The sequence below is a fragment of the Candidatus Nitrospira bockiana genome (assembly GCF_965152565.1).
Genome location: NZ_OZ224215.1, coordinates 2,900,084 through 2,924,781, shown reverse-complemented (window position 1 = coordinate 2,924,781; position 24,698 = coordinate 2,900,084). Strand labels below are relative to the sequence as shown.

21 protein-coding genes are annotated in these 24,698 nt (G+C 65.8%); 16 read left to right on the top strand and 5 right to left on the bottom strand.

All coding sequences use genetic code 11. From position 1 onward, the window contains the following. The first annotated feature begins 1 nt into the window (after position 1). Entirely contained in the window at positions 2 to 1,186 is a 1,185-nt protein-coding gene (locus ACWHYV_RS14285) for a glycosyltransferase (protein ID WP_447977166.1), read from the top strand. Here ACWHYV_RS14285 and ACWHYV_RS14280 read toward each other — a convergent pair. Both ACWHYV_RS14280 and ACWHYV_RS14275 read right to left on the bottom strand, forming a co-directional pair. Then, positions 1,110 to 2,030, bottom strand: a complete 921-nt coding sequence (locus ACWHYV_RS14280) for an outer membrane protein (protein ID WP_447977165.1) — start codon at positions 2,028 to 2,030, stop codon at positions 1,110 to 1,112. The genes ACWHYV_RS14285 and ACWHYV_RS14280 overlap by 77 nt on opposite strands. Positions 2,031 to 2,062: 32 nt before the next feature. Beyond that, the gene (locus ACWHYV_RS14275; protein WP_447977164.1) at positions 2,063 to 3,286 is read right to left on the bottom strand and encodes a hypothetical protein; all 1,224 of its coding nucleotides are present in this window, start codon (positions 3,284 to 3,286) and stop codon (positions 2,063 to 2,065) included. Positions 3,287 to 3,835: 549 nt separating this feature from the next. Here ACWHYV_RS14275 and ACWHYV_RS14270 point away from each other — a divergent pair. The 13 genes from ACWHYV_RS14270 (at position 3,836) to ACWHYV_RS14210 (ending at position 18,981) form a co-directional block, all read left to right on the top strand. Further along, the gene (locus ACWHYV_RS14270; protein ID WP_447977163.1) at positions 3,836 to 4,972 is read left to right on the top strand and encodes a glycosyltransferase family 2 protein; all 1,137 of its coding nucleotides are present in this window, start codon (positions 3,836 to 3,838) and stop codon (positions 4,970 to 4,972) included. 2 nt (positions 4,973 to 4,974) lie between these two features. Continuing rightward, entirely contained in the window at positions 4,975 to 5,709 is a 735-nt protein-coding gene (locus tag ACWHYV_RS14265; RefSeq protein WP_447977162.1) for an acyltransferase, read from the top strand. Between the two features lies 1 nt (position 5,710). Continuing rightward, a complete protein-coding gene (locus ACWHYV_RS14260) occupies positions 5,711 to 6,883 on the top strand; it encodes a glycosyltransferase (protein WP_447977161.1) in 1,173 nt (390 codons plus the stop codon). Continuing rightward, positions 6,880 to 7,860, top strand: a complete 981-nt coding sequence (locus tag ACWHYV_RS14255; RefSeq protein ID WP_447977160.1) for a methyltransferase domain-containing protein — start codon at positions 6,880 to 6,882, stop codon at positions 7,858 to 7,860. Before ACWHYV_RS14260 ends, ACWHYV_RS14255 begins: the two co-directional genes overlap by 4 nt. Before the next feature lie 47 nt (positions 7,861 to 7,907). Continuing rightward, the gene (locus ACWHYV_RS14250) at positions 7,908 to 8,924 is read left to right on the top strand and encodes a polysaccharide deacetylase family protein (RefSeq protein WP_447977159.1); all 1,017 of its coding nucleotides are present in this window, start codon (positions 7,908 to 7,910) and stop codon (positions 8,922 to 8,924) included. After that, positions 8,899 to 9,666 carry a class I SAM-dependent methyltransferase gene (locus ACWHYV_RS14245; RefSeq protein WP_447977158.1) on the top strand — a complete coding sequence of 256 codons (768 nt, stop codon included), beginning with the start codon at positions 8,899 to 8,901 and terminating at the stop codon, positions 9,664 to 9,666. The genes ACWHYV_RS14250 and ACWHYV_RS14245 overlap by 26 nt, the downstream gene beginning before the upstream one ends. 18 nt (positions 9,667 to 9,684) lie before the next feature. Beyond that, positions 9,685 to 11,574: an asparagine synthase (glutamine-hydrolyzing) gene (asnB, locus tag ACWHYV_RS14240; RefSeq protein WP_447977157.1), complete on the top strand. Its 1,890-nt coding sequence runs from the start codon at positions 9,685 to 9,687 to the stop codon at positions 11,572 to 11,574. A gap of 16 nt (positions 11,575 to 11,590) precedes the next feature. Next, positions 11,591 to 12,484 (top strand): exosortase A, encoded by an 894-nt coding sequence (xrtA, locus tag ACWHYV_RS14235; RefSeq protein ID WP_447977156.1) that lies wholly within the window; start codon positions 11,591 to 11,593, stop codon positions 12,482 to 12,484. After that, entirely contained in the window at positions 12,481 to 13,113 is a 633-nt protein-coding gene (locus ACWHYV_RS14230; protein WP_447977155.1) for an exosortase C-terminal domain/associated protein EpsI, read from the top strand. The genes xrtA and ACWHYV_RS14230 overlap by 4 nt, the downstream gene beginning before the upstream one ends. Before the next feature lie 2 nt (positions 13,114 to 13,115). After that, positions 13,116 to 15,242, top strand: a complete 2,127-nt coding sequence (gene prsK / locus ACWHYV_RS14225; protein WP_447977154.1) for an XrtA/PEP-CTERM system histidine kinase PrsK — start codon at positions 13,116 to 13,118, stop codon at positions 15,240 to 15,242. Further along, positions 15,211 to 16,587 carry a PEP-CTERM-box response regulator transcription factor gene (prsR, locus tag ACWHYV_RS14220; protein WP_447977153.1) on the top strand — a complete coding sequence of 459 codons (1,377 nt, stop codon included), beginning with the start codon at positions 15,211 to 15,213 and terminating at the stop codon, positions 16,585 to 16,587. The genes prsK and prsR overlap by 32 nt, the downstream gene beginning before the upstream one ends. A gap of 233 nt (positions 16,588 to 16,820) precedes the next feature. Continuing rightward, positions 16,821 to 18,026, top strand: a complete 1,206-nt coding sequence (locus ACWHYV_RS14215) for a cyclic nucleotide-binding domain-containing protein (protein WP_447977152.1) — start codon at positions 16,821 to 16,823, stop codon at positions 18,024 to 18,026. 25 nt (positions 18,027 to 18,051) lie between these two features. Continuing rightward, positions 18,052 to 18,981 (top strand): ThiF family adenylyltransferase, encoded by a 930-nt coding sequence (locus ACWHYV_RS14210; RefSeq protein ID WP_447977151.1) that lies wholly within the window; start codon positions 18,052 to 18,054, stop codon positions 18,979 to 18,981. Positions 18,982 to 18,995: 14 nt separating this feature from the next. Here ACWHYV_RS14210 and pepA (ACWHYV_RS14205) read toward each other — a convergent pair whose 3' ends face one another. After that, on the bottom strand, positions 18,996 to 19,760 hold the full coding sequence (pepA, locus tag ACWHYV_RS14205; RefSeq protein WP_447977150.1) for a flocculation-associated PEP-CTERM protein PepA: 765 nt from the start codon (positions 19,758 to 19,760) through the stop codon (positions 18,996 to 18,998). Between the two features lie 324 nt (positions 19,761 to 20,084). Between pepA (ACWHYV_RS14205) and ACWHYV_RS14200 the strand changes: the two genes are divergently transcribed. Further along, positions 20,085 to 21,185, top strand: a complete 1,101-nt coding sequence (locus ACWHYV_RS14200) for a hypothetical protein (RefSeq protein ID WP_447977149.1) — start codon at positions 20,085 to 20,087, stop codon at positions 21,183 to 21,185. A 32-nt stretch (positions 21,186 to 21,217) separates the two neighbouring features. Here the strand turns inward: ACWHYV_RS14200 and pepA (ACWHYV_RS14195) are convergent, their stop codons facing one another. Next, a complete protein-coding gene (pepA, locus tag ACWHYV_RS14195) occupies positions 21,218 to 21,973 on the bottom strand; it encodes a flocculation-associated PEP-CTERM protein PepA (RefSeq protein ID WP_447977148.1) in 756 nt (251 codons plus the stop codon). A 318-nt stretch (positions 21,974 to 22,291) separates the two neighbouring features. On the opposite strand from pepA (ACWHYV_RS14195), the gene ACWHYV_RS14190 reads away from it, so the two are divergent. After that, positions 22,292 to 23,422, top strand: a complete 1,131-nt coding sequence (locus tag ACWHYV_RS14190) for a cyclic nucleotide-binding domain-containing protein (protein ID WP_447977147.1) — start codon at positions 22,292 to 22,294, stop codon at positions 23,420 to 23,422. 31 nt (positions 23,423 to 23,453) lie between these two features. Here the strand turns inward: ACWHYV_RS14190 and ACWHYV_RS14185 are convergent, their stop codons facing one another. After that, positions 23,454 to 24,578, bottom strand: coding sequence for an HD domain-containing phosphohydrolase (locus ACWHYV_RS14185; RefSeq protein WP_447977146.1), 1,125 nt, complete (start codon positions 24,576 to 24,578; stop codon positions 23,454 to 23,456). Positions 24,579 to 24,698 lie beyond the last annotated feature (120 nt).

Sequence of the window (24,698 nt, the reverse complement as noted above, 5' to 3'; positions counted from 1 at the left end):
GATGAACGTGTTCGCGTTGATGGCGACCAGTGAGGTCAGCGGGCCCACCCGGGGGCTGTTCCAATTGGTCGAGCAGACGAGGGACAAAGGCGTCCGGTTCCTGCTCGGGATGTTTCTGCTCGGCGGGCACCGGACCACCCCGGTCATCGAGGAGGCCCGATCTCGCGGGTATTGCGTCGAGGTGTTGGTGCAGCGCCGGCGGTACGATCCGGGCCTCGTTCGGCAAGCCGTGCGCATCATCCGACGGGAGCGACCGGCCATCATCCAGTCGCACGGCTATAAACCCGCCGTGATCGCGTGGATCGCTCGGTCGGTGACCGGCGTGCCGTGGGTGGCGTTCTCGCATGGGTATACGAGCGAGGATCGTCGCATCACGCTGTACAATCGCCTCGATCGTTGGCTGCTGCGGCGTGCCGATCGCGTAGTGGCGGTGTCCGAGGCGATGAAACGCCTGTTGGCCGCGAGCGGGGTGGCGCCGGATCGCATTCACGTCATCCACAACAGCGTGGATCCAGGCGATCACCCCGCGTCGGACGGGCGTGCGTTCCGGCGGCGCGTGGGGGTGCCCGATCAGGCGCGGCTCATCGGGGTCATCGGCCGGCTGAGCCGGGAGAAGGGGCAGGCGGTGTTCCTCGAGGCCTTCAGGCGGCTTGCCCCGGATTTCCCGGGCGTCCACGCCGTGCTCGTCGGAGACGGTCCTGACCGGGACGCGCTTCAGCGGACGGCCGGCGAAGCGGCGCTCGGGAATCGGCTGCTCTTCGCCGGCCATTGCCGCGACATCGCCGGCGTGTACCCGGCGCTCGATCTGGTCGTGATCCCGTCGCTGAGCGAAGGCTTGCCGAACGTGCTGTTGGAAGCGTTCGTGTACCGGAAGGCGGTGGTCGCCACCGAAGTCGGCGGCATTCCGGAGGTGATGCGGCCGGCACAACTGAAGTGGCTGGTGCCGCCGGGGGATGCCCGTGCGCTCGCCCTCGCCATACGGGAGGCGCTTTCAGAGCCGGCGGCATGCGAGGAGCTGGGCGCCCGCGGAGCGGCCTACGTGCGGGCTCAGTTCACGCCCGCCGCACGGGCGGAGCGGGTCGTTCAGCTCTATCAGGACGTCCTCGTCTCTAGAAGTGGAACGCCAGACCCGCGAGCAGGTGATTCGCCTGGACAGTCAGCTCTTGTCTCGACGTCCCGAAGGTGAAGGCGTGGTCGGCATAGGTATGCTTGTACTCGCCGAAGAGCGCGACGTGCCTGGTCACGAAGAATTTGACTCCCGCCAGCGCCTGCCATAAGGCGGCGGTGCTCGTATCGCTCATCCCGCTCTCGGCCGCGATGGCCCGGGTGATTTGAACCCCGCCGCCGGCCCCGACATACGGGTACCAACGGCCGTGTGGAAACGCCGGCGAGACGCCAAGCGGCCACCGGACCATGACGTTGAGGGCGATGAGATGGGCTCTGAGCCGTGTCCGACTCGTGGTGACACCGACCACAGGGCTATCCACATCGGATCCCGTCGCGTCGGCGTCCTGCTCCTTCAAGGTCGGGCGAAAGTGCATGTAATCGAGCTCGAGGCCGAGATCGATCCCGAGCCGGTCGCGCACCGCCGACGTCCAGGCCGTCGCCTTGAGCCCGAGCGAGGGCGAGTGCTTCAGCGACAAGTTCTTCGCCGTGTAGTTGTCGCCGATGGTGGGATCGGAATCGGTGACGGTGAGGTCTTGCTGGAGCGGGATCGACCAGCCTCCAAACCCGGCGATGGAGAAGTCCATCCCGCGGCTGGAGGGCGCCGCCGGCGCCGGAGGGGGAGCGGAGGCGACCTGCTCCGTTCTGGTCCGCAAGACCCGCGTAGGCGGCGCGGCCCGTGGCTCCTCGGGTGCCGGCGTCGCCGTCGCGGCGGCGGGCTTCTTCTGCACGGCGGGGGCGGCCGCCTTTCCTGCCCGTTGCATGGCCGCACGCGATTCACCGGGCGCCCCCAGCGCGCCGTGGAGCAGCCACAACATGAGCAGCAGGAACCAGGCGGCGGACGCGATCGGTCGGGTGCGTGTCACTCGTGCTCCTTTCTTCAAACGGCGCGGCCGCTCTACCGCCGCTTCTTTTTGATCATCCCTCGCGGCTTGTCCGGGTCCGGCGTGGGCTCCGCCTGGTCGTTCGTGACGATGGATCGCGGCCCGGACGGCGGGGAGGACGGCGGCTCCACCCGGCTGGGCCCGTTGCTCGGTGCCGGCGGCGCTGGAGGCGCGGCCGGCTCGGACGGCTGCGGCGGGGCCGAGGTAGGGGATGCGGCGACGCGTGCGCCCTGGCTGCGCCACGTCACGTAATCGAAGCTCCACCGGTAGTTCTGATCGTACTGTTTCGCATAGAACAGGAACGTCGGTCCCTTCTTGACCGCCCCCGCGAACGCTTGATCGCCGCGTTCCTGATACTTGGTGTCCCCGGTCTGCATGTACAGCCAGGCGTAGACCGGCGCGATCAGCAGGTTCAAATCGACGGCCGGCGTCATCCCGCCGCTGTTGTCGTTCGAGGCGCGGTCCGTATACATGAACGCCTGATCGTTCGGCAGCCACGCGTGGTCCCAGAGGTAATCCGCGGCGGTGCGCAGGATCGGGAGCACCCGGCTGTCCTGGGTCTTCCCGTAATACGTGATCAGCGCTTCCGAGGTCAGGGCCACCATGAACGGTCTCACGTACGGGGCCGTCTTCGTCACGAACCACGCGTCCATGTGCCGGAACGCTTCCTCGGCGAGCCGGGTGATGTCGGCCGAGTAGTCGTACGGCGAGCCCATGCGCTCCGCCAGGATCTTGCACATGAGGTTGTACGCGACCTCGCGGCTGTACTTCGGGTCGGAAAGCGCCCCGAGGCCGAATCCCGGTGTGCCGTAGGCGGCGTTGCGGGACATCCGGATCAGCGCGTCCTGCGAGTGGGTGTCGCCGGTCTCTTGGAAATCCCTCAACAGCCCGTGGGGGAAGATCATCCAACCGGCCACCTTGCCGTTGTTGGCGAGCACGTACCCATCGCGATACGCGTCTTCAGCCGCCTCGGCGCAGGTGAGCCATTTGGGATCCTTGGTGTAGGCCCAGATCTGATAGTAGATGCGCTCACCGTCGTAGTAAGTTGCCCCAAGGCGCTCCGCCCCGCTGCGCGACCGATCCTTGAGGTAGTTGCAGTGCTGCTCCCCATACTTGGTCATCTGGGACTCCCACTGCGCCAGGTAGGGGATCGGAGGTGGATCGGCGTGAACGGGGTGCGGCCACGTGGCTGCGGTCAAGAACGCGACCCAGACTGCTGTGAGCAGAACCGCCATCATTGCGCTCCTGGTGTGCGACTGGCTGTGGTCCGGGCAGCAACAAGCAAGCCACCCGCGTATGATTACGTACATTATCCTAAATAATTAAATGGATGAGTTGTAGGAGAAGACGTTGGGATGCCGGCTACTTCTGGCTCGTTCGTTCGGCTTCGCCCGCCAACTGTTCAGGGAGCAGGGATTACGGCGTACTGCGTACAAAACTGGACGGAGAGGTGCAAAGTTTGATGCCTTCGTAGCCCAGGAAGCTGGACCACCTCCCTCTGCGGTCGTTTCAGGGTCGTGTGTTGAGCAGGGAGCGCCGGGCAGCCGGGCACCTACAGCGCTCCCGGCGTCGTCGTGGGTCGGGAGCGCTGTGTTCGGGGTCGAGCCATACGCCCGGGCCATGCCGGCTCGGAGTCTTGCCGCCGGTTCACGCCGTCATCCATCGTGCCAAAGACCTACACCTCCACTGGGGTTCCTTCTGATAGTTGGTCTCGGGATTCTTTGTAAAGATGACGGCCGTCCGAGCCTTGATCCACCTCGAGAGACGTCTCGAATTCGCGCTCCTGCATGCAGATGGAGATCATCATCTTCAGCCTCGCCGTAGCGGCCTTGTCCTACACGTACGTGGTCTATCCGGCGCTGTTGGTCGTGCTCGGCCGTCAAGCCGCCTCGACACCCGTGCTGTCAACTCTCCCGGCGGTCTCGATCGTCGTCCCGTTCCACAACGAGGAGCGCTGGGTTGCGCGGAAGTTGGACAACACCCTGGCCCTCGATTATCCCGAGAGCCGTCTGCAGATCATCGCGGTCTCGGATGGCTCCACCGACGGGACGGCGGCGATCCTGGAGCGCTATCGGGAACGGGTCGACGTCGTGATCCGATCGGAGCGGCGTGGAAAGCCCAGTGCGTTGAATGCGGGGGCGGAGCGCGCCTCCGGCGACGTGCTGGTCTTCACGGATGCCAACGTGCTGTTGGAAAAAGGCGCGCTTCGTGCGCTGGTCGCCCGCTTCGCCGATCCGACGGTCGGCGGGGTGTCCGGCTGCGTCGCGCTGGTCGCGGATCGGACCGGCGAGCCGCTCGGGGAAGGTCTCTACATGCGCTATGAGCGATGGGTGTTCGAGCGCGAGAGTCGGCTGGCGACGATGATCGGAGCCGACGGCGCCTTGTTCGCGGTCCGGCGCGCCCTCTTTTCGCCGCTTCCGCAGGAGACGATCGCCGACGACTTCGACATCGCGCTCACCGTCGTCGCGGCTGGATCGCGCGTGGTGTTCGAGCCCGCCGCCCGGGCGAGCGAGATCGTCGTGCCCGACGTGCGGGCGGAGTTCCGGCGCAAGGTCCGGATGATCGCGGGCGGCTATCAAGCGATCCGACGCCACCGGCGTCTGCTGCGCGTCTTCGCCTCGCCGGTCGTCGCGTTCGAGCTGCTCTCGCACAAGGTGTTCCGGTGGCTGGTCCCGGTCTTTCTCGCCGCGGCCTTCGGCGCCGCGGCGGCCGGTCGAAGCCATCCCGCCTTGGCCACGGCCCTGGTGGTCCAAGCCGCGTTCTACGGGCTCGCGCTCGCCGGCTGGGCGAGCCGTTCGCTGCGCGCCTGGCTGCCGGTGTACGTCCCCTATTATTTTTGCGCCGTCAACATGGCCGCCGTGCTCGGCTTGTGGCGATACCTGCTCGGGCAGCAGTCGGTCATCTGGCACAAGGCCGAACGGTAGCCATGCGGGCCATCGACGACGTCATGGTCAAGATCCGCCGGAGGGAGACGCCCCTGTATGCCCGCCTGTATCGCTGGGCGAAAGCACTGCGCGAGCTCCACATGCCGGTCATTCCAGGCGTGCATCACGTCCTGTACGACGAGCGGCGGATCCGGCTGGCCGTCTGGCACACGATGCTGCGGGTCCTGTACCACGAGCCGCTCTTCAAGACGCGATGTGCGCGGGTGGGACGGAACCTCCGGTTGATCGGCGGGATCCCATTGCTGATGGGCACACCGATTCACCTCGTCATCGGAGACGACGTGACAATCTCGGGGGTGACCACGTTCGTCGGCTCGAAGATGGTCGAGCGGCCCGTGCTCGAGATCGGGAGCGGGTCCTACATCGGCTACCAGACGGGCATCGTCACGGGGCGCGGCGTCTACATCGGCCGGCACGTGCTGATCGCCAATCGCGTCTTCATCGCCGCCGAGGACAACCATCCGCTCGACCCGATCGCGCGCATGCAGAACCTCCCGCCGCCGATCGAGGAGATCAAATCGATTTGGATCGAGGACGGCGCGTGGATCGGAGAGGGCGCGACGGTCCTCAAAGGCGTCCGGATCGGACGCGGAGCGGTGGTCGGCGCGCACGCGGTGGTCACGCGCGACGTTCCCGAATGGACCGTGGTCGCGGGGAACCCGGCGCGGCCGGTGAAGAGCCTTCGCCCTCATGACGCCTGTGCGCCGATGGGATAGCATGCCGATGGAGCGGATTTCGTTGTCGCAGATCATCTACGCGCTCGACGTCGGCGGGTCGGAAACGCTTGCGCGGCGGCTGGCCCTCGGGCTCCGCCGGCGCGGGCGGTATGCCTGCTCGATCTACGCGGTGCACTATCGGGGACCGCTGGCGGACCTGCTCAAACAGGACGGGATCCCGTGCCGGGCATTCGGCCGGACCGGGAAATGGGACGTGGGGCCGCTCCTGCGCCTCGTGCGCCAGTTCCGGTCGGACCGGACGCGTCTGGTCCACACGCATCACATCGGACAGCTCCTCTACGGCGGCCTGGCCGCCCGACTGGCCGGCTGCCGGCTGGTGCATACCGAGCACGATTACTATTCGATCACCCGGCCGCGCGCCCAGCAGTTGTTGCGGCTGCTCACGCCGCTGGCGGACCGCATCACCGCGGTGGCCGAGCCGATCAGGGAGTTCCTGCGCGACCGGGTGGGCATCCCCGCACACAAGCTCGTCACGATCCAGAACGGCGTGGAGATCGAACGGTTCGAGCGCGCGTCTCCGGCGGACCGGGCGCTTCTGGGAATCCGGGACCGCGACGCCGTCGTCGCGTGCGTCGCCCGCCTGTCGCCCGAAAAGGGCCACGCCGTCTTGCTCGACGCCTTCCGCCTGGTCCTGGCCCGGCACCCGGATGCACGCCTGCTGATCATCGGGGAAGGGGACGAGCAGGCCGGCCTGGAGCGCCGCGCGGCCGATCTGGCGTTGAGCGGGCGCGTGCAGTGGCTCGGACTGCGTTCGGACGTGCCTGAATTGTTGGCCGCCGCCGACGTGTTCGTCCTGCCCTCGTTGCAGGAGGGATTTCCCATGGTCGTGTTGGAAGCGCTGGCGGCCGGGAAAGCCGTGGTCGCGACCGAGGTGGGGGCGATCTCCAAGGTGGTGCGGGACGGTGAGAACGGCCTGTTGGTGCCTCCCGGGGATGCCCGCGCCCTGGCCGGGGCGATCGGCTACCTGCTCCACGACCCGGCGCTCCGGCGCCGGCTCGGCGACAACGGCCGGGCCCTGGTCCGCGAGCACTTCGATTTCGAGGCGACCGTGACCCGCTACGACGAGGTTTATCGATCGGTGTTATCGGAAACCGGGCGCCTGCCGAGGGCCTGTGCGCCGGCCCATGCCGCCGATGTTGAAGGAGGACTATGAAGCCCGAGTTCATGAAGCATCTCGCGTGTCCGGTCTGCGGCGGGGCGTTTCAGCTCAGCGACGCGACCGTCGGCCCGGTGGCGGGCGAGATCCTCTCGGGTGTCCTGAGCTGTCGCTGCCGCACGTGGCCGATCCGCGGGTACATCCCGCGCTTCTGTGACCAGGACTACGCCGAGAATTTCGGTCTGCAGTGGAACCTGTTTCGGCGCACACAGCTCGATCGCGCGGCTCAGGACAACTCCGAATCCCGGTTTGCGAGCGAGATCGGGTTCCGCTTGGAGGACGTGGCCGGGCGCTTGGTGCTCGACGCCGGCTGCGGCATGGGTCGCTTCGCCGATGTGGTCGCCCGCTGGGGCGGCACGGTGGTGGGCATCGACCTGAGCGCCGCGATCGAGGCTGCATTCGACAACATCGGGGCGCGCCCGAACGTGCATCTCGTCCAAGCGGACATCGGGAAGCTGCCGTTCGAGCCCGGGACGTTCGACTACGTCTACAGCATCGGGGTGCTGCACCATACGCCCGATCCGCCGGGCTTTTTCCGCCGCCTGGTGCCGTTGCTCAAGCCGGGAGGAAGGATCGCCGTCTGCGTCTATTCGCGCGAGGTCGGACGGATCGCGCTCCTCAAACGCGTCGGGTACCGGGCGCTGCTCGGCCGCCTTCCCAAGCCGGCCCTGCTCGCCGTGTCGCGCGCCTGCGGCGCGCTCGGCTACCGGCTGGCCCACGTGCCGCTGCTGCGCACGCTCGTGGGCCTGCTGCCGGCCGTCGTCTATCCGGACAAGCCGAAGGAGTGGTCGGAGCTGGATACGTTCGACTGGCTGTCTCCCACGTACGAGTTTCGCTATACGCGGCCGGAGGTGCGTCGCTGGTTCGAAGAGGCGGGGCTGATCGACATCCGGGTCACCGACGGGATTCCTGGCTGGGTGTGCGTCACCGGAACCGCGCCCGCGGCCACGTACCGCCGGGCGGCCGGATTGTAGAGGCGGGAGGACACGAAGCACGGATGCCGCTCGCGTGGAGACAAGAGATGGCGAACGCGTGGGGGGCGCGCTTGCATCGCGTGGGGCTCGCGTTGTGCGCCCGGCGACCGCGCATCCTGATGTACCACTCGGTCGTCAGGGACGGGAGTCCCTATGCCCGGGCGTTTCCTGGCAAGTACGTGGAGGAGCGGGTCTTCATCCAGTCGATGGAGTACGTGAAGCGGTATTGCCGCCCGGTCTCGCTCGATGCACTCCTCGACGCCAGGGAACGCGGGCTCCGGCCTCCGTCCAACGCCGTGGTCGTCACGTTCGACGACGGGTACGCGAACAATTGGTTGCGCGCGTGTCCGATCCTGTGCGGGCTCGGCATCCCCGCGACGTTCTTCGTGACGACCGGGTTCGTCGATGGATCGGCCTCGTTGTGGACCGACGTCGTGGATCGGTATTGCATCGAGCGAGGACGGTTGCCGGAATCCGTGCGGGCGGCGGCGACGGGATCGACCGGCGGCCGCGAGGATGCCGTCGAGGAGTCTCGAGCGTTGAAGCGACGCCTGAAGGGAATGAGGCCCGACCGGCGCACGTCCCTGCTCGCCGACCTCGCGCTCGACGAGCCGTACGGCGAGGACGCCCGCGACGCCTTGGAACCGCTCACCTGGCCGCAGGTGCGCGCGCTTGCGGCCACACCGGGGATGACCGTCGCGCCGCATACGGTGTCGCACCCCTCGCTCGGGCACGTGTCCGGTGCGGACGCTCGCCGCGAGATCGCCGGGTCGCTGGCCCGCCTGCGGGAAGAAGGCGTCGATCCGTCGCCGGTCTTCGCGTATCCCTACGGGGATGACGCGGATTACGACCGCCGCCACACCGAGCTGTTGCGGGACCTCTCGTTTCGATGCGCCTTGGCGACGCGGCCGGACGTCGTGGGCGAGAAGGACGATCCGTACGCCTTGCCGAGATACGAGGGCAAGAACGAGATGCGGGAGTTCATCCGTCATGTGAGTGGAGTCCAAGGACTGATCAGTCGATGGAGGGGGAACGCGCATGAGCGAAGCAGCGGGGCTTGTTAAGGAGTATTTCGACCAGCAGTCGAACGTCTACAGCTCGTGGTACCGGGCGGACACGCCCGACGGCTGCGCCTTTCTCGAGCGGAAGGCGCGCGTGCTCGAATGCGTCGGGCCGAACGCCGGCGTGCTGCTCGACATCGGATGCGGCTCGGGCGTGATGAGCCGCGAGTTGGCGGCCCAGGCCTCCGAGTACATCGGGATGGACGTGGCAGCGGGGATGATCGACGCCGCCCGTGCGGCGACCACCGATCTCCGAAACGTCCAGTTCCGGGTCGGCGACGTCACCCGGATCGATGTGGCGAATCGGTCGATCGACACGGTCTGCGCGATCGGCCTGTTGGAATACCTCGATGATCCGGACGCGGCGCTCCGTGAGATGCGTCGGGTGCTCCGCCCCGGCGGGCGGTTGATCCTGAGCGTCCCGTACCCGTATTCGCCCTGGCGGATCTGGGAGCAGTGGGTCTATCTGCCGGCCCGGCGCGCATTGACCGCGCTCGTGCCGCTGCGCACGCCGTACCTGCTGACCCATCGCTTCTATTCGGTTGGCGAATACCGCCGGCTGACGGGCCGGCACGGTTTCCAGTTGGACCGCGTCGAGTTCTATAACTTTCCGTTGCTGCCCAGGCCGTTCGACGTGCTGGCGCCGGGACTGACGGCGATGACCGTGAAGCTGGCGAGCCCGTTGAGGCGCACGCCGCTCAAGTTCATGGGAACCGGCTTCGTGGCGCTGTCGACGGCCCGCTAGGGGAGAAAGGACGCGTCGATGTGCGGCATTGCAGGCATGGCGACGGTCACGCCGCAGGCGCTCGATCACCCGGAGCGCGTGCGGGAGCTGATGGATCGGCTCGTGCACCGAGGTCCGGACGAAGAGGGCGTGTACGTGAACTCGGCCCGTACGGTCAGCCTCGGGCATCGCCGCTTGCGCATCATCGATCTCAAGACCGGGCGCCAGCCGTTGGGAAACGAGGACGGCTCGGTGACGGTCGTGTTCAACGGGGAGATCTACGGCTACCGGGCCCTGCGGGACCGCCTGATCGCCCGCGGCCACCGCTTCCGCACCGCGACGGATACGGAGACGATCGTGCACCTGTACGAAGAGGAGGGGCCCGGCTGCCTGTCTCGGCTGACAGGCATGTTCGCGCTCGCCTTGTGGGACGAGGCGGCCGGACGGCTGCTGCTCGCACGGGATCGGTTGGGGAAGAAGCCCTTGTACTACGCGGTCACGCCCCGCGCCGTGCTGTTCGCCTCGGAGCTCGACGCGCTGGCCCACATGCCGGAGATCAGCCGTGAGATCGACGAGGAGGCGCTCGATGCCTACCTCACGCTGGGGTACATCCCGGCTCCGCTGACGATCTATCGCGCCGTCCGCAAGCTCGAAGCCGGGCATCGCATGATGATCGAGCGCGGACGTCTCCGCACCGAGCCCTACTGGTCCCTGAGCCCGACGCGTGAAGCGCCGCGCTCACGCGAGGACGCGCAAGCGGAATTCCTACGACGGCTGCGGGAGGCGACGGCCGTGCGGATGGTGAGCGACGTTCCGATCGGCTGTTTCTTGAGCGGCGGGGTGGATTCGAGCACGGTGCTCGCGATGATGGCCGAGCTCAGCCCTCAGCCCGTGCGGACCTTTTCCATTGGCTTTCCCGAAGAGCAGTACAGCGAGCTTCGGTACGCCCAAGTGGCCGCCCGGCATTTCGGGACCGACCATCATGAATACATCCTCGAGCCGGATGGGATCGCGGTGCTCGACCGCCTCGTCCAACACTTCGGCGAGCCGTTTGCCGACCCGTCGACGCTGCCCACCTGGTACCTGGCCGAGATGACCCGCAAGTCGGTGACGGTCGCGCTGACCGGGGACGGCGGCGACGAGCTGTTCGCGGGGTACCAGTGGTATCGTACGGCCCGTTGGCTCGACCGGGCCGCGACGCTTCCCCCGCGGCTGCTGAACGGGCTCGCCGCGTTGTCCCGTTCGGGGGGGCCGCGCCTTCTGCGGCGGGCGGGGAAGGCGGCGGCGCTGGCGTCGCTCCCGCCGGGCCTCCGCTATGCAACGTTGCGCCAGGCGGCCGCCGTGGAGGTGAAGCGCACGCTCTACGAGCCGGACTTCCTTGGCCGTGTCGACGGCCGGGCGCTCGGCTGGCTGGCCGCGCGCTATGACCAGGCACCCGGCACGGATTCGTTGAACCGGATGATGGCCGCCGACCTGGGGAGCTATATGCCCGAAGACCTGCTCGTGAAGGTCGATCGCATGTCGATGGCCCACGCGCTGGAGTGCCGCTCGCCGCTGCTCGACAGCGATCTCGTCGAATGGGTGCTGGCGCTTCCGTCGACGTGGAAGCTCCCGGGTCCCACCGCGTGGCAGGGGGACGGCGCCGGGAAGTGGCTGCTGCGAGCGGCGATGCGGAATCGATTTCCCGAGGGATTCCTGGATCGCCCGAAGCAAGGCTTCGTCGTCCCGATCGAGCGATGGTTCAAGGGACGGTTGCTGGACGTCATCCAGACGCGCGTGCTCGACGGCGGGCTCGCCGGGTTCCGGCGGTTCAATCCCGTGGGGGTGCGCCGGCTCGTGGACGAGCATCTCGATGGGCGTGCCAACCATGCGCAAACCCTCTGGGCGCTGCTGGTTCTCTCCGCATGGGCGGCGCGGTACGGCGTGTAGGGTGATGGAGGATCGAGTGAACGTGGATCAAGCCGTCGAGATACGGGTCCTGCCGGTCGACGATCGCCGGCCGCGTGGATCCGGCGCTGCGTGGGGTGTCACGGCGCTGATCGGCGCCCTGCTCCTGTGGCTGTACTGGCCGGTCCTGGTCTCGCTGGTGAGGCAATGGTCGATGGACGGGAACTATTCGCACGGGTTCCTGATCCCGATCATGTCCGCCTATCTCATCTGGGAGCGGCGGGCGGCGTTGACCCGGCTCGAGCCGGCGCCGAATTGGTGGGGCGCCGGGGTGGTCGTCGCCGGCCTGGCGATGTTCGCGGTCGGCCACATCGGCGCGGAGCTGTTCCTTCAACGGATCTCGCTCATCATCGTCCTGGCCGGATTCGTCTGGCTCTTGGGCGGAACGGACCTGCTCCGCCTGTGGAGCTTTCCGTTGGCGTTTCTCGTGTTCATGGTGCCGCTCCCGGCCATCCTGTTGAACGCCGTCGCGTTTCCTCTCCAAGGGTTTGCGGCTCAGACCGCGGCGTCCTGTCTGGTGGCGTTGAACATTCCCGTGCTCCGGGAAGGGAACGTGATCGCCCTGTCCCGCACGACGCTCGAAGTCGCGGAAGCCTGCAGCGGCATCCGGTCGTTGATGACCCTGCTCGCGCTCGGAACCGCCTTCGCGTACTTCACCGAGCGGGTCTTCTGGAAACGCGTGGTGATCGTGCTGGCCGCCGTGCCGGTCGCGATCGTCGCCAACGCGTTTCGGGTCACCGGCACGGGGGTCCTGGCTCAGTACTACGGGGACGAGGCGGCCCAAGGCTTCTACCACGACTTCTCCGGATGGCTGGTCTTCGTGGTCGCGTGCGTGATGTTGTTCGGCGTGGCACGGCTGGTGAGCCGGCTGGGCCGGGGAGCTACGGGATGAAGCTCTCGGCCCACGCCTTCGTCGGCCTCGGTCTCTTGCTCGGCATGCTCCTGCTGAGCCGGCAGTACAACCGGGAAGAGGCGGTGCCGGTTCGGCAGCCGTTCGATCACTTTCCCGCCGTGATCGGCGCCTGGACCGGGGAAGACATGGGGCTTCCGCAGGAGGTGCGCGACGTCCTGCAGGCCGACGATTTTATGATGCGGGTGTACCGCAATCCGGCCGGCGAGGAGGTGTCGCTGTTCGTCGGGTACTACCGAAGCCAACGGACGGGGGCCACGTATCATTCCCCCTTGAACTGTTTGCCGGGCGGCGGCTGGGCGATTCTGTCACGCGAGGAATGGCCCGTGACGGTCGGCAGCCGCCCTCTTCGTGTGAATCGCGTGGTGATCCAGAAAGGGTTGGACCGGCAGGTCGTGCTCTACTGGTACCAGGATCGGGGTCGGGTGGTGACGAGCGAGTATCGGGCGAAGGCCTATCTCGTGTGGGACGCCATGCGGCGGAACCGGACGGACGGCGCGCTCGTCAGGGTGTCGCTGCCCCTCATCGGCTCCGCTGAGGCCGCCGATCGGACGGCCGTGCAATTCTTGCAGCAGGTCGTCCCCCTGTTCCCCGCCTTCTTACCGGATTGACCATGCCTGAGTCGATGCTCCAGATCGCGCCCTCGTTCATCGGCCTGGCCGCCTGCCTGGGGTTGGCGTTTTTGATCGCGGCGCGCACCCGCCGCCGGCCGCTCCATTGGGCGCTGGCAGTGGCCCTGGTGGCCTTGGCCGTCGTGCAGTTGGGGAACGGCATGAGCCTGCTCGCGCAATCGGGGGAGGGGCTCTTGGGATGGCGGCGCGTCGCATTGGCCGGTGAGATCCTCCTGCCCGTCGGGTGGCTGTTCTTCAGCTTGGCCTTCGCGCGGGCCAACGCCGACGAAGTACTGCGCGACTGGCGTCCCGTGTTGGGGGGGATGAGCGCGGCCGCGGCCGTCTTCCTCGCGCTCGTCGGCTCGGAGGCGATGCTCCGCATCGTGTCGCCCGACGGCGCGTATGTCGGGCTCGGCCCGGCCGGCCGCGTCTTCGGATCGCTGTACCTGGTGGCGCAGGTCCTCATCCTGGCCAACCTCGAGCAAACGCTGCGGCATGCCGATGAACAGTCGCGGTGGTACATCAAGTTCCCGGTCGTCGGGCTGGGGCTCGTGAGCATGTTCTTTCTGTACGAGACCTCCGATCTGCTGCTGTATTCGGTGTGGCACGCGGAGTTGGCCTGGATGGGCGGCATGGTCACGACCGTCGCCTGCGGGTTGATCGGCTATGGTCTGTTGCATCGGCCGATCCCCGACGTGCAAATCTACATCTCGAAAAATGTCATCTCGGGCTCGTTGACGTTCTTGCTCGTCGGCGGCGTGCTGGCGGGAACCGGAGCGATCGCCTGGTTCATCAAGGGCTCGGGTCTCCCCGGCAGCATGCTGTTGAGCGCATTGTTCGTCCTGCTCGCGATCACCGGGCTCGTCTTCGTGCTGCTCTCGGCCCATGTCCGCCATACGGTCGGACGGTTTGCCGAGCGCCACTTCTTCCCGCACACCTACGACTATCGGGCCCGGTGGCTGGAAGTCACGGACGCGATCAGCGCACCCGGATCCCCGGAGCAGATCGGCTGGCGCGCCATGCAGTTGTTCAAGGGCATCTTCGGAGCGCGGACGGTCGCCGTGTGGGCCGCGTTCGACGGGGGCTCGCCGGGCTGGGTGCGGCTCGCCGCTCATCAAGCCAGGGAGACGCCGGGGCGGTTGAAGGACTTGGGAGAGATCCGGGCCTGGCTGGAGACCCATCTCGAGCCGTCGGGAGTCTCGATCGGAGATGGCGTACTGCCGCCGGGGCTGGAGGCGGAACTGGTCGCCGCCGAGGCCGCCGTCCTGGTGCCGCTCCGCGCGGGGCCGCGTGCCGTCGGTTGGGTGTCCTTGGGCGCGCGAGCGGACGGCAGCCTCTATTCGCACCAAGACAGGGACCTGATGCGGTGCATCGCCGGTCAGGTCGCGGACCGCCTCCAGCACCTGATCCTCGCCGACCGTCTGATCATGGCCCGTGAAATGGAAGGCTTCTACGAGTGCTCGACCTTCTTCCTCCACGACCTGAAGAACTTCATCGCGACCCTGTCGCTGGTGATCCAGAATGCGGAGCGCCACGGCGGCAACCCCGAGTTCCAGCGGGCCGCCATGGCGACGATCGGATCCACCGTGCGCCGGATGACCACCTTGATGGGCACGATCGCCGCCCTGTCGCGCGACGTGCGGCCGAAGATGACGGTCGTCGACGTGAACGCATTGGTCGACGACGTGCTCAAGGACTTCGAGAAGGCGGCGGGCGCGACGCTGATCAGGCAGGCGGCCCCGGTGCCGCTGGTCGAAGCCGATCCGGATCAGTTGCGGCAGGTCGTACTGAATCTCCTCCTCAACGCCCAGGACGCCGTCGGCACCGAAGGGCGGATCGTGTTGAAGACCGAGACCGACGGAGGCGCCGCGCAGTTGGTCGTCGAGGACAACGGCTGCGGGATGGATGCCGCGACGGTCGGCGGCCTGTTCCGGCCGTTCCGGAGCACGAAGGGCAGAGGGTTGGGAATCGGGTTGTATCAGTGCCGGAAAATCTTGGAGACCCACGGCGGGACATTGGACGTGGACAGCGAACCGGGCCGGGGCACTCGGTTCGTGGTTCGCTTGAACGGATCGCGAGCAGCCGAAGGAGAACGACATGACGAAGCCGGGATTGTTGATCGTCGATGACGAGCAGGACATCAGAGAACAGTTGCGGTGGGCCTTGGAAGACCGCTATGCGGTGCACCTGGCGGGTAATTCACGGGAGGCGCTGGCCTATATGAAGCGCGAACGGCCGCCGCTCGTCACGCTGGACCTCGGCCTCCCGCCTCGCCCCGATGAGGCGGTCGAAGGGCTGGCGCTCCTCGACGGCATCCTGGGCATCGACCGCCTGACCAAGGTCGTCGTGCTGACCGGGAACAGCGAGCGCGCGAACGCCCTGAGTGCGATCCAGCGCGGGGCCTATGATTTCATCCAAAAGCCCGTGCACCTTGAAACGTTGAAGCTGATCCTGGAGCGGGCGGCCTACGTCTACCAGTTGGAGCAGGAGAACCGGCGGCTGCAGCAACAGTCGATGCAGGAGGGGTTCCAAGGCATCATCGGGAGCAGCGTGCCCATGCAACACCTGTTCGAGACGATCCGCCGTGTCGCCGCGTCCGATTTGGCGGTGCTGATCGCCGGGGAGAGCGGGACCGGGAAGGAATTGGTCGCGCGGGCGATCCACCGGGAAAGCTCCCGGCGCGACAAGCCGTTCATTGCGATCAACTGTGGGGCGATCCCGGATACGTTGCTGGAGAGCGAGTTGTTCGGGCACGAAAAGGGCGCGTTTACCGGCGCGCACATGCAGCGCAAGGGCCGCATCGAAATGGCCCAGGGCGGCACGCTCTTCTTGGACGAGATCGGCGAGTTGCCGCTGCCGCTCCAGGTCAAGCTGCTCCGGTTCCTTCAGGAGCAGCAGGTGGAGCGCATCGGCGGGCGGGAATCGATCGCTGTCGACACCCGGATCGTCGCCGCGACGAACGTGAACCTGGTGGAAGCGCTCGAGCGGGGCGGCTTCCGCAAGGATCTCTACTACCGGCTGAGCGTGGTCCAGATTCAGGTGCCGCCGCTCCGGGATCGCGGCGAAGACGCCGTGTTCCTCGCTCAGGCGTTTCTCTTGCGCTACCGCGATCAGCTCAACGCCCGCGTCACCGGCTTGTCCGATGAAGCGCGCGAGGCCATCCGGGCGTACGAGTGGCCCGGGAACGTCCGCGAGCTGGAAAACCGGATCAAGCGGGCCGTGGTGATGGCGCACGGTACGACGATCCAACCCGGGGACCTGGAACTGGCGGTCGCCCCGCCGCCGGCTCCTTACCTGACGTTGCGCGAGGCGCGCTCCCAGTTCGAGAAGAATCTGATTCGCCAAGCCTTGGCCCGCACCAACGGGAACGTCACGCGGGCCGCCGAGGAGCTGGGTATCTCGCGCCAAGCCCTGCACGAATCGATGCACAAGTACGGGTTGGACAAGACGAAAGGCATTCCCGAGCTGCAGTAAAAGGCCTGACGCGGAGCGCTGTCCGCTTCGCGCTCCCGGGCGTCGCCCTGGACCGGCCGACCTCGCTTGACATTCCTCTTCATCCCCGCTAGAAGAGGACCGTTGAATTGCACCATGTTGCAGGCTTCATGACCAGGCAGGGTCCTCCTGCCCAAGCCGTCTCACAAACCCACCGCAGCGGTCAGAGCGTCAATCTAAGACAAAACCCTTCCGGACAACGGGGGATGGAGGACGTGGGATTGCCCCGGCGTTCCTCGCCTTCCTGCGAGGCTTCCGGGTCCGAGGCCCCGCTGTCGGATCTCTCGGTTCGGCTCGCGACCTCGGACGATGAGCGGGAGGCGATCTACCGTCTTCGCTACGACGTCTACATCGAGGAGATGAACGGGGCCGATCGGCATCTGGAGGCGGATCCCAAGCGGCGCCTGCTCCGCGATCCCTGGGACGAGCGGGCGCACCACTTCTATGTCGAGCAGCGCGGAGAGATCGTCGCCTGTGCGCGGCTGATCATGCGCGCCGACGGCCCGCTCGAGTGCGAGGAACACTTCGACCTCGAGCGGTTCGCCCCGGCCTTTCCCGACCGCGTCAGCATGACGTCCCGTCTGGTCCTGCACCCGGGGCGACGCGGCAGCCATTTGCTGAAGCAGTTGACGTGCGCCATGTACGAGTTCGTCTGCGAGCGCGGGCAACAGTTTAACTTCATCGACTGTCACACCCGTTTGCTGCCGCTCTACTCGCGCTTGGGGTTTCGCCCGTACCGTCCCGGCTTCAATCACGTCCAGTACACGTATGTGGTCCCCATGGTCCTCGTCATCGACGACCTGGAGTACCTCGAACAGGTCCGGTCGCCGTTCGTCCCGATCGCACGCCGATACCCTTCTTCCACCGAAGGGCGGGCCCTGTTGCTGTCGAGATTTCCGGATGCCGCGGTCGCGCGGTGCCGGCCGGGCGGGGACGTGCCGGCGATGCCCGATGCCCTGCTCGAGCGTTTGATGCAAGGGGAGGCCGCCCAATCCGAGATGCTGTCGGGCTTGACCGTCGAGGACGTCCGGTTGCTCGCCTCCCTCGGGCACTACGTGAGCTGCCGAACCGGCGACGCGGTGCTCCGTGCGGGCGACCCGGGCCGAGAGCTGTTCCTCATTCTGGACGGACGGTTCAACGTGACCGGGCAAATCCGCCACTCAGGCTCCGATGCGATCCCGGTGAGCAAGCTGCTTCGGGCCGGCGACATCTTCGGCGAAATCCGGTTCCTCACCGAAGAGATCCGCTATGCCTCCGTGGTGGCCGAAGAAGACTCGACCCTGCTCGTCTTGAACGCGAAAGCGATGGACCGTCTGGTGACGACGGCTCCGAAAGTCGCCGCCAAAGTCTTCCGCAACATTGCACGGATCGTGGTCGCGCGGCTCTGTCCCGCCGCTTGGGCCCCGCCCCAGTCTCCCTGAGCCCTGGCATGCGGGGTGGACCGAGATGATCGGGAACTGGGACTATGCGCTCGCCTTTTCCAGAAATCTCGGTCTGGTCTCCCCGGAGGAGCAAGACGCGCTTCGTCGCGCCTGTGTGGCCATCGCGGGCTTAGGAGGGGTCGGCGGCGTGCATCTCGTGACGCTCGCCCGCCTGGGCATCGGTTCGTTTCGTTTGGCCGATCTGGACTCCTTCGAGAGTCCGAATTTCAATCGGCAATATGGGGCGACGGTCGAGACGGTCGGTCGGTCGAAGGTCGAGGTGATGGCCGAGATCGTCCGGCGGATCAATCCCGATGTCTCCCTCACGTTGTTTCCCGAAGGCCTCACGGCCGAGAACAGTCGGTGGTTCGTGGACGGCGCCGACGTCGTGCTCGACGGGATCGACTTTTTTGCGGTCGACGCCCGCCGATTGTTGTTTCGATCGGCACGGGCCGCGGGTCTCTACGCGCTCACGTCCGGGCCTCTGGGATTCGGCGCGACACTGCACGTCTTTTCCCCGACCGGGATGAGCTTCGATCAGTATTTCGATCTGAACGACGGGATGTCCCGCGTCGACCAATTGGTCGCCTTCGCCGTCGGTCTCGCCCCGAAGGGATTGCACTTGCGGTATCTCGACCTGAGCCGGGTGGATTTCGCGCGCGAAGTCGGGCCGTCATCGGTGATCGCGTGCCACCTGTGCAGCGCCATCATCGGTGCGGAAACGCTGAACCTCCTGCTCGGGCGCAGCCGGCCCGTGGTCGCGCCGCATTATTTTCAGTTCGACCCGTATCTGCGCCGGTATGTCAAAGGGTGCCTGCGGCGGGGCAACCGGCAGCTCGTCCAGCGGCTCAAGCGGTGGCATCTGAAGCGGCGGCTGGTAAAAGAACAACCGGTCGTCCGCCTCTCTGCCGAAGAACGGGCGGACGACCGGATGGTAAAGGCGAAGTCGCCGTAGCGGCCGGACGAGCCTCAGAGGCGGCGCTGCTTCCTCCGCGCCCACCCCAGCATGGCGAGTCCCGACCCGATGAGCAAGAGCGTCGTCGGCTCCGGAATCACGTTGAAGGACAGGTTGCCTGAACCCTGGATCCGTCCATTCGTGAATGAGCCGAGGCTGAAGCCCTGCAGGTTCGTGTTGTTGCCGGCGAAGTCCGCCACGTTCAGCCCGGTGACGAACGGGCCGCTCAGAAAGCCACCGACCGGCTCGATGTTCAATACGACATGGAAGTCGCCTTTGGCCAAGTCGGGACCGAATACGTTTGCTTCGCCGGCGACTAAGCCCGTTGACTGGGCGACCAGGTTGCCGTTGGCAAACAACCGTAAGTCGAACGTGTCGTAGTTGACCTTGATGCCGCTGTTAAATGGGGTCGCCGTGCCGGTCGCATTGAAGTTGCCGGTCATTGTGTACCCCGGGCTTTGATTGAGCCCGCTGTTGATGACCGGGGTCGTGAAGTTGGTCTTGAAATTACTGAACGACCCGGTTCCCGTTTCAGTAAAGGTACACGGATTGGCGTTCGTACAGGTACCGGCCGGTGCGGTCTGGTTGACCGTCGAACTGTAGCTGAAGTCGACGATGCTGGCCGTGAAGGGACTTTGTGGCGCCCCCACGGCGGATGGATTGACCGTGAAGGATACGGCATGAGCCAACGGTGCCGACAACAAGAGCGCGAGCAGGCTCGCTACCGCGATCCCTACACGTTTGCGCGTCGATTGACCGAGTGTTCCTGAAACCTGCATTGCACGTCCTCCTCGAGTGTAGTGAGACTGAAGAGGAGTTATGCAGCCGCCATGCCATGTGAAACTTCCCGTGCCAGGCTCGTTTTTTGAAGCGAGCAGTCGTGCGGGGCTTGTCGTGTCAACTCTTCCGTCGTCGTGCGGGAGCGTGCGCGGAACCGAGCAGAGGCGATAAGGTGTTGACCGTGAAAATGCTTTTTGTTCGTGCTCGCTTGCGTGGAGTCAGGAACAGCGTCCATTGCGCTTAACAGCGGCATCGTCCTACAGCGATTCCGGCATGCTGCTCCATCCATGTCGGATGAGCTGGGACACGCGGCTCGAAGTTGCATGACACAGCTCACTCGGATGTCGCCGTTCCAATATCGGGTGCTGGAGGCGGCCGTCCGTGCGCCTTCGGGCGATAACTGCCAGCCGTGGTCCTTCTGCTTCGAGGATGCGCAGACGCTTCGGGTGGCCATCGTCCCTGAGCGCGCCGCCAGCTTCTTTGATCATGCACACGCGGCGACCTATCTTTCGGTCGGCACGGTCGTCGAAAACGTCAGGGTTGCCGCTGCCTGTGAGCACATGGAGATGGACGTCACGTACGGGCGTGACCCCACCGCCGCCTGTCGCCTTGTCTTCCGTCCCGATCCGCATGTCATCCCCGAGCGAAACCGGCTGTCGGCCTTGTTCCGTCGGACGGTCAACCGTCATCCTTTTGTGCCGCGTCCGGTGCCGCCGGGCGTGCTCAGAGCGTTGCTGGGCGACCCGGTCCCTGGTACATCGGTCGAGCTCATCACGACCCGGCCTGCCATTGCCGGCTGGGCTCGGGTGATCGAATTGGCCGACCGCATCCGCTACTCTCATCCGGTGATCCACGAAGAGCTGTTCGCCACGATCCGGTGGACCCCTGAGGAAGCGGACCGACTGCGAACCGGCTTGGAGGTGGACCGACTGGGATTGGGGCCGTTGGCGAGACCCCTGTTGCGATCGCTCAGGCCATGGCCGCGGGTCAAGCGGTGGTCGCGTTGGGGGCTGATCACCGCGCTGGCCAAGCAGTCCCACTGGCTGGCGCGCGCGTGCGGCGCGCTCGTCTTGGTAGCCGGCCCTGGAAAGACGCCCGCGGACTGGATTCGCGTGGGTGAGCAGGTGCAGCGGCTGTGGATCGCAGCGGAGGAGGCAGGGTGGCACACGCACCCCATGCCGGTGTGCCTCTACCTCGATCACCGGTACCGGCTCGAAGGTCTCACGCGCTTTCTCCCCGAGCACGCCCCTCTTCTGGCCGAGCTGCGGTCGGAGTTGTCCAGGCTGATCACGGATGGCGTGGGCGGCATGCTGTTCCGTCTCGGCCGTGGTCTCCCCGTTCGGGGGCGATCGGTGCGGCTACCGGTGGATGCCTTCGTCACCCCGTGCCCACACGAAGAAAAGCCCTCCCTCCAGCGACGCTGAAGGAAGGGCTTTCAATGAGACGGTGAGGGGAATCAGCGACGGAGCCGCCGACCAAACCACCCGAGGCCGGCAAGCCCAGAGCCGAGCAGCAGCAAGGACGAGGGCTCGGGAATCACGTTGAACGTGAGGTTGCCGGAGCCCTGAATACGGCCGTTGGTAAAGCTGCCCAGGCTGAATCCCGTGATGTTCGTATTGTTCCCTGCGAAATCGGCGGTATTGAGGCCCAGGATGAACGGGCCGCTCAAGAATCCGCCGACCGGCTCGAACGCGACGACCACGTGAAAGTCACCCTTGGCCAGCGATGGACCGAAGACGTTGGCTTGGCCGGAGATCAGCCCCGTCGATTGTCCGACGAGCTGCGGGCCGGCCCCACTGTCCGCGAACATCTTCAGATCGAAGGTGTTGAACGTCGCCCTGATCCCGTCGCCGAACGGGACTGCGGTACCGGACCCGCTGAACTGTCCCGTCAGGGTATAGCCTGGGCTCTGGTTCAGGCCGCTGTTGATGACCGGCGTCACGAAGTCCGCCAGCTTGAAATTGCTGAAGGAGCCCTGTCCCGTCTCCGTGAATTGACACGGAACGGCTACGGTACAAACTCCGGCCGGGGCGACCTGATTGACGATCGCCTCATAGCTGAAGTCAACCACGGCTGCCTGGAAGGAGGGCTGTGGTGCCCCGATCGCCCCAGGGTTGACCGTATAAGTCACGGTGGCAAGAGCCGGTGAAGCGGCGAGGATCGCCCCGAGGGCGACCGCCGTCAATCCGGCTCTGATCGACGATGTGAACATTGTTGAACCTCCTTGTGGGATATTCTCTACGGTGATGCGCGCATCCTTGACCGTGGGAAAAAGCAGGCGCTATGCCATCACGACAAGCGATGGATAACCAAAGAGTTACGAGAGACCGGCCCCCACGGTGTCAGGTGGGCTTGGCAGCGGAAACAGGCGCGATCCCAGCACCGGTTTTGCGAAGCCCTTGGGATGCAAGCGCTTTAGGGCAGGCGGGAGTGCCGACGACGCGGGTTCTTCTTGTTCGGCTGTCAAACAGAGCGGCATGCCAGGCGATCAGGACGGGGCTTGCCATTGGGACACACGTCACGGAGGACTATGCGGGGGACAGTACGGCTTGCGACGAGCGAGGCGGAGCGGGAGCGCATCTACCGGCTGCGCTACGATATTTACATCGAGGAGATGAAGGGCCAGCAACGGCATGTTGAAGCAGACTGCGCGCGGAGGCGGTTCGCCGACGAATGGGACGCCCGCGCCAGCCACTTCTACGTCGAACAGGACGAGGCCCTGCTGGCCTGCGCGCGGCTGACCTTCCGGCGCGACGGGCCGTTCGAGTGCGAGCGGGAATTCGAGCTGCCCCGGTTCATGCCGGACTTTCCCGATCGAGTCAGTATGAGTTCCCGCCTGGCACTGCACCCCAAGCTGCGCGGAAGTCATGTGTTGAAGCAACTCACGTGCGCCATGTTTGCCCATGCGCGCGACCGGAAGGTCCGGTTCGATTTCATCGATTGCCATCCTCGCCTGCTCCCGCTCTACTCGCGTCTCGGCTATCGAATCTATCGACCTGGCTTCAACCATCCCAAGTATACCTATGTGGTTCCCATGGTCCTCGTGCTGGACGACTGTGAGTATCTCGAGAAAATCGGCTCGCCGTTTGCGGTGGTCGCGCAGGACTATCCCCGTTCAACGGAAGGCACCGAGTTGCTGCTGGAGCGCTTTCAGGACGTGGCCACGGAGGTCCAGCCGGCGGTGTGCGATGCCGAGGAGTTCTGGGACCTCTTCAAATGCCGTCTCCTCGCGCTCGACCGGCCCGACGGGACCGTCGATATCCTGGACCGATTGAACGAGGAGGAGATGAAGCTCGTGATCTCCGCGGGCCATGTCGTGTCCTGCCGCGAGGGCGATGTCGTGTTGTGCGTCAACGATCCGGGCCGAGAGCTGTTCGTCATCCTGTCGGGGATCTTTGAAGTCAGCGGTACGATTGACGGACCATTCGGTCCCGTCGGTGTGTGGAAGCTCCTGCGAGCGGGTGACACCTTCGGCGAAATTCGCTTTCTCACGGAACACATCCGCTACGCTTCAGTCACTGCACGGTCGGATGCCCGTGTGCTCGTTCTGAACAGTAAAGCCCTGGATCGGCTGATGACCGGAGCACCGAGAGTGGCTGCAAAATTGTATCGAAACCTGGCGAGGCTCGTGGTGAGCCGGCTGCAGGAGCTGGCGCTGTAGCGCGGCGTTCGGCGCGTCGGAAGGTCGGCGGTCAGAGATCCGAATGAGTGGAATGCCGCGCGGAAGCCGCTAGTGCGGGAAGGGAGGTCGCGCATTCGTGTGCGACCCGCTTCAGGAGGTCGGTCAGCTTCGGGTCGAATCGGCTGCCTGCCAGACGCGTGATTCGGGCCAACGCGTCCTCGACCGGAACCGCTTGGCGTGACGGGTGGTCGGCCGTCAAGTGATCGAAGGCCTGAGCGATCGACACGATCCGGGCGAGGAGGGGGATGCCTTCCCCTTGCAATCCGTAAGGGTAGCCGGTGCCGTCGTAGCGCTCGTGATGGTAGAGGATGATCTGACCGACTTCGGCGGCGAGCCCGAGCGGAAGGACCATGCGGGCGCCGATTTCCGGATGCTGACGGAGTTGTTGCCGTCCCCGTTGGCTCTGATACAGCTCGTTCAAGGGCTTGCCGAACGCCAGCGAGCCCACATCGTGGAGAAGGGCTCCCAGCGCAAGCGCCTTGCGCTCCCCCTCCGTCAGCTTGAGTTGTTTGCCGAGCAGGGCGGCGTAGAAGCTGGTCCGATGCGAGTGATTGAAGAGATCGGCATCATAGGCTTCGAGCAGCTCCGAGAGAAGCGGAGCCGGGTCGCTGCATTCGGTCCATGAGGTATCGCCCTTCACCCGCGACCGAATGTCTTGGTACTGCTGCGCCAGGACCTTCCAACTTCGCGCCGCTTCTTCTTCCGATCCCCAAAGCCCCTCATTGCTCCTCAAAAACTGCCGAAGGCTCTCGAGCCGTTGCTTCTTGTTCAGCGTCTGACTGATGATCGCCAGCAGCTCCGTGACGTTGAAGGGCTTGAGCAAATAGGCTGCGGCGCCGTACCGAATCGAATCCATCGCGGATTGCAAGCTTCCGTATCCCGTGATGACGATTACTTCCACATCCTGGTGAGCCGATTTGACCCGTTGGAGCAGGTCGAGGCCGTGCTGATCCGGGAGCTTCATGTCGAGCGTGATCAGATCGATTTTTTCGTCCCGGAGCACGGAGAGCGCCTCCTGGCCGTTTTCCACGCTCTGCAGATTGTAAAAGGGACGGAGGATGACCTGAAGGGCATTGCGCGGCCCGATCTCGTCCTCGACGATCAGAATGGTCGGTTTGTGTGGGTCGGCGAACATCGTGGCTGGAATTACGTATCCCGTACGGAGAAGATATACGTCCGCCCTGGATTTCTGTCAAGAAAACGAAATGTTAGGTGCGCGGCGTGCTGGGGCTGCGGCTCGGCCCGGCCGATGGGA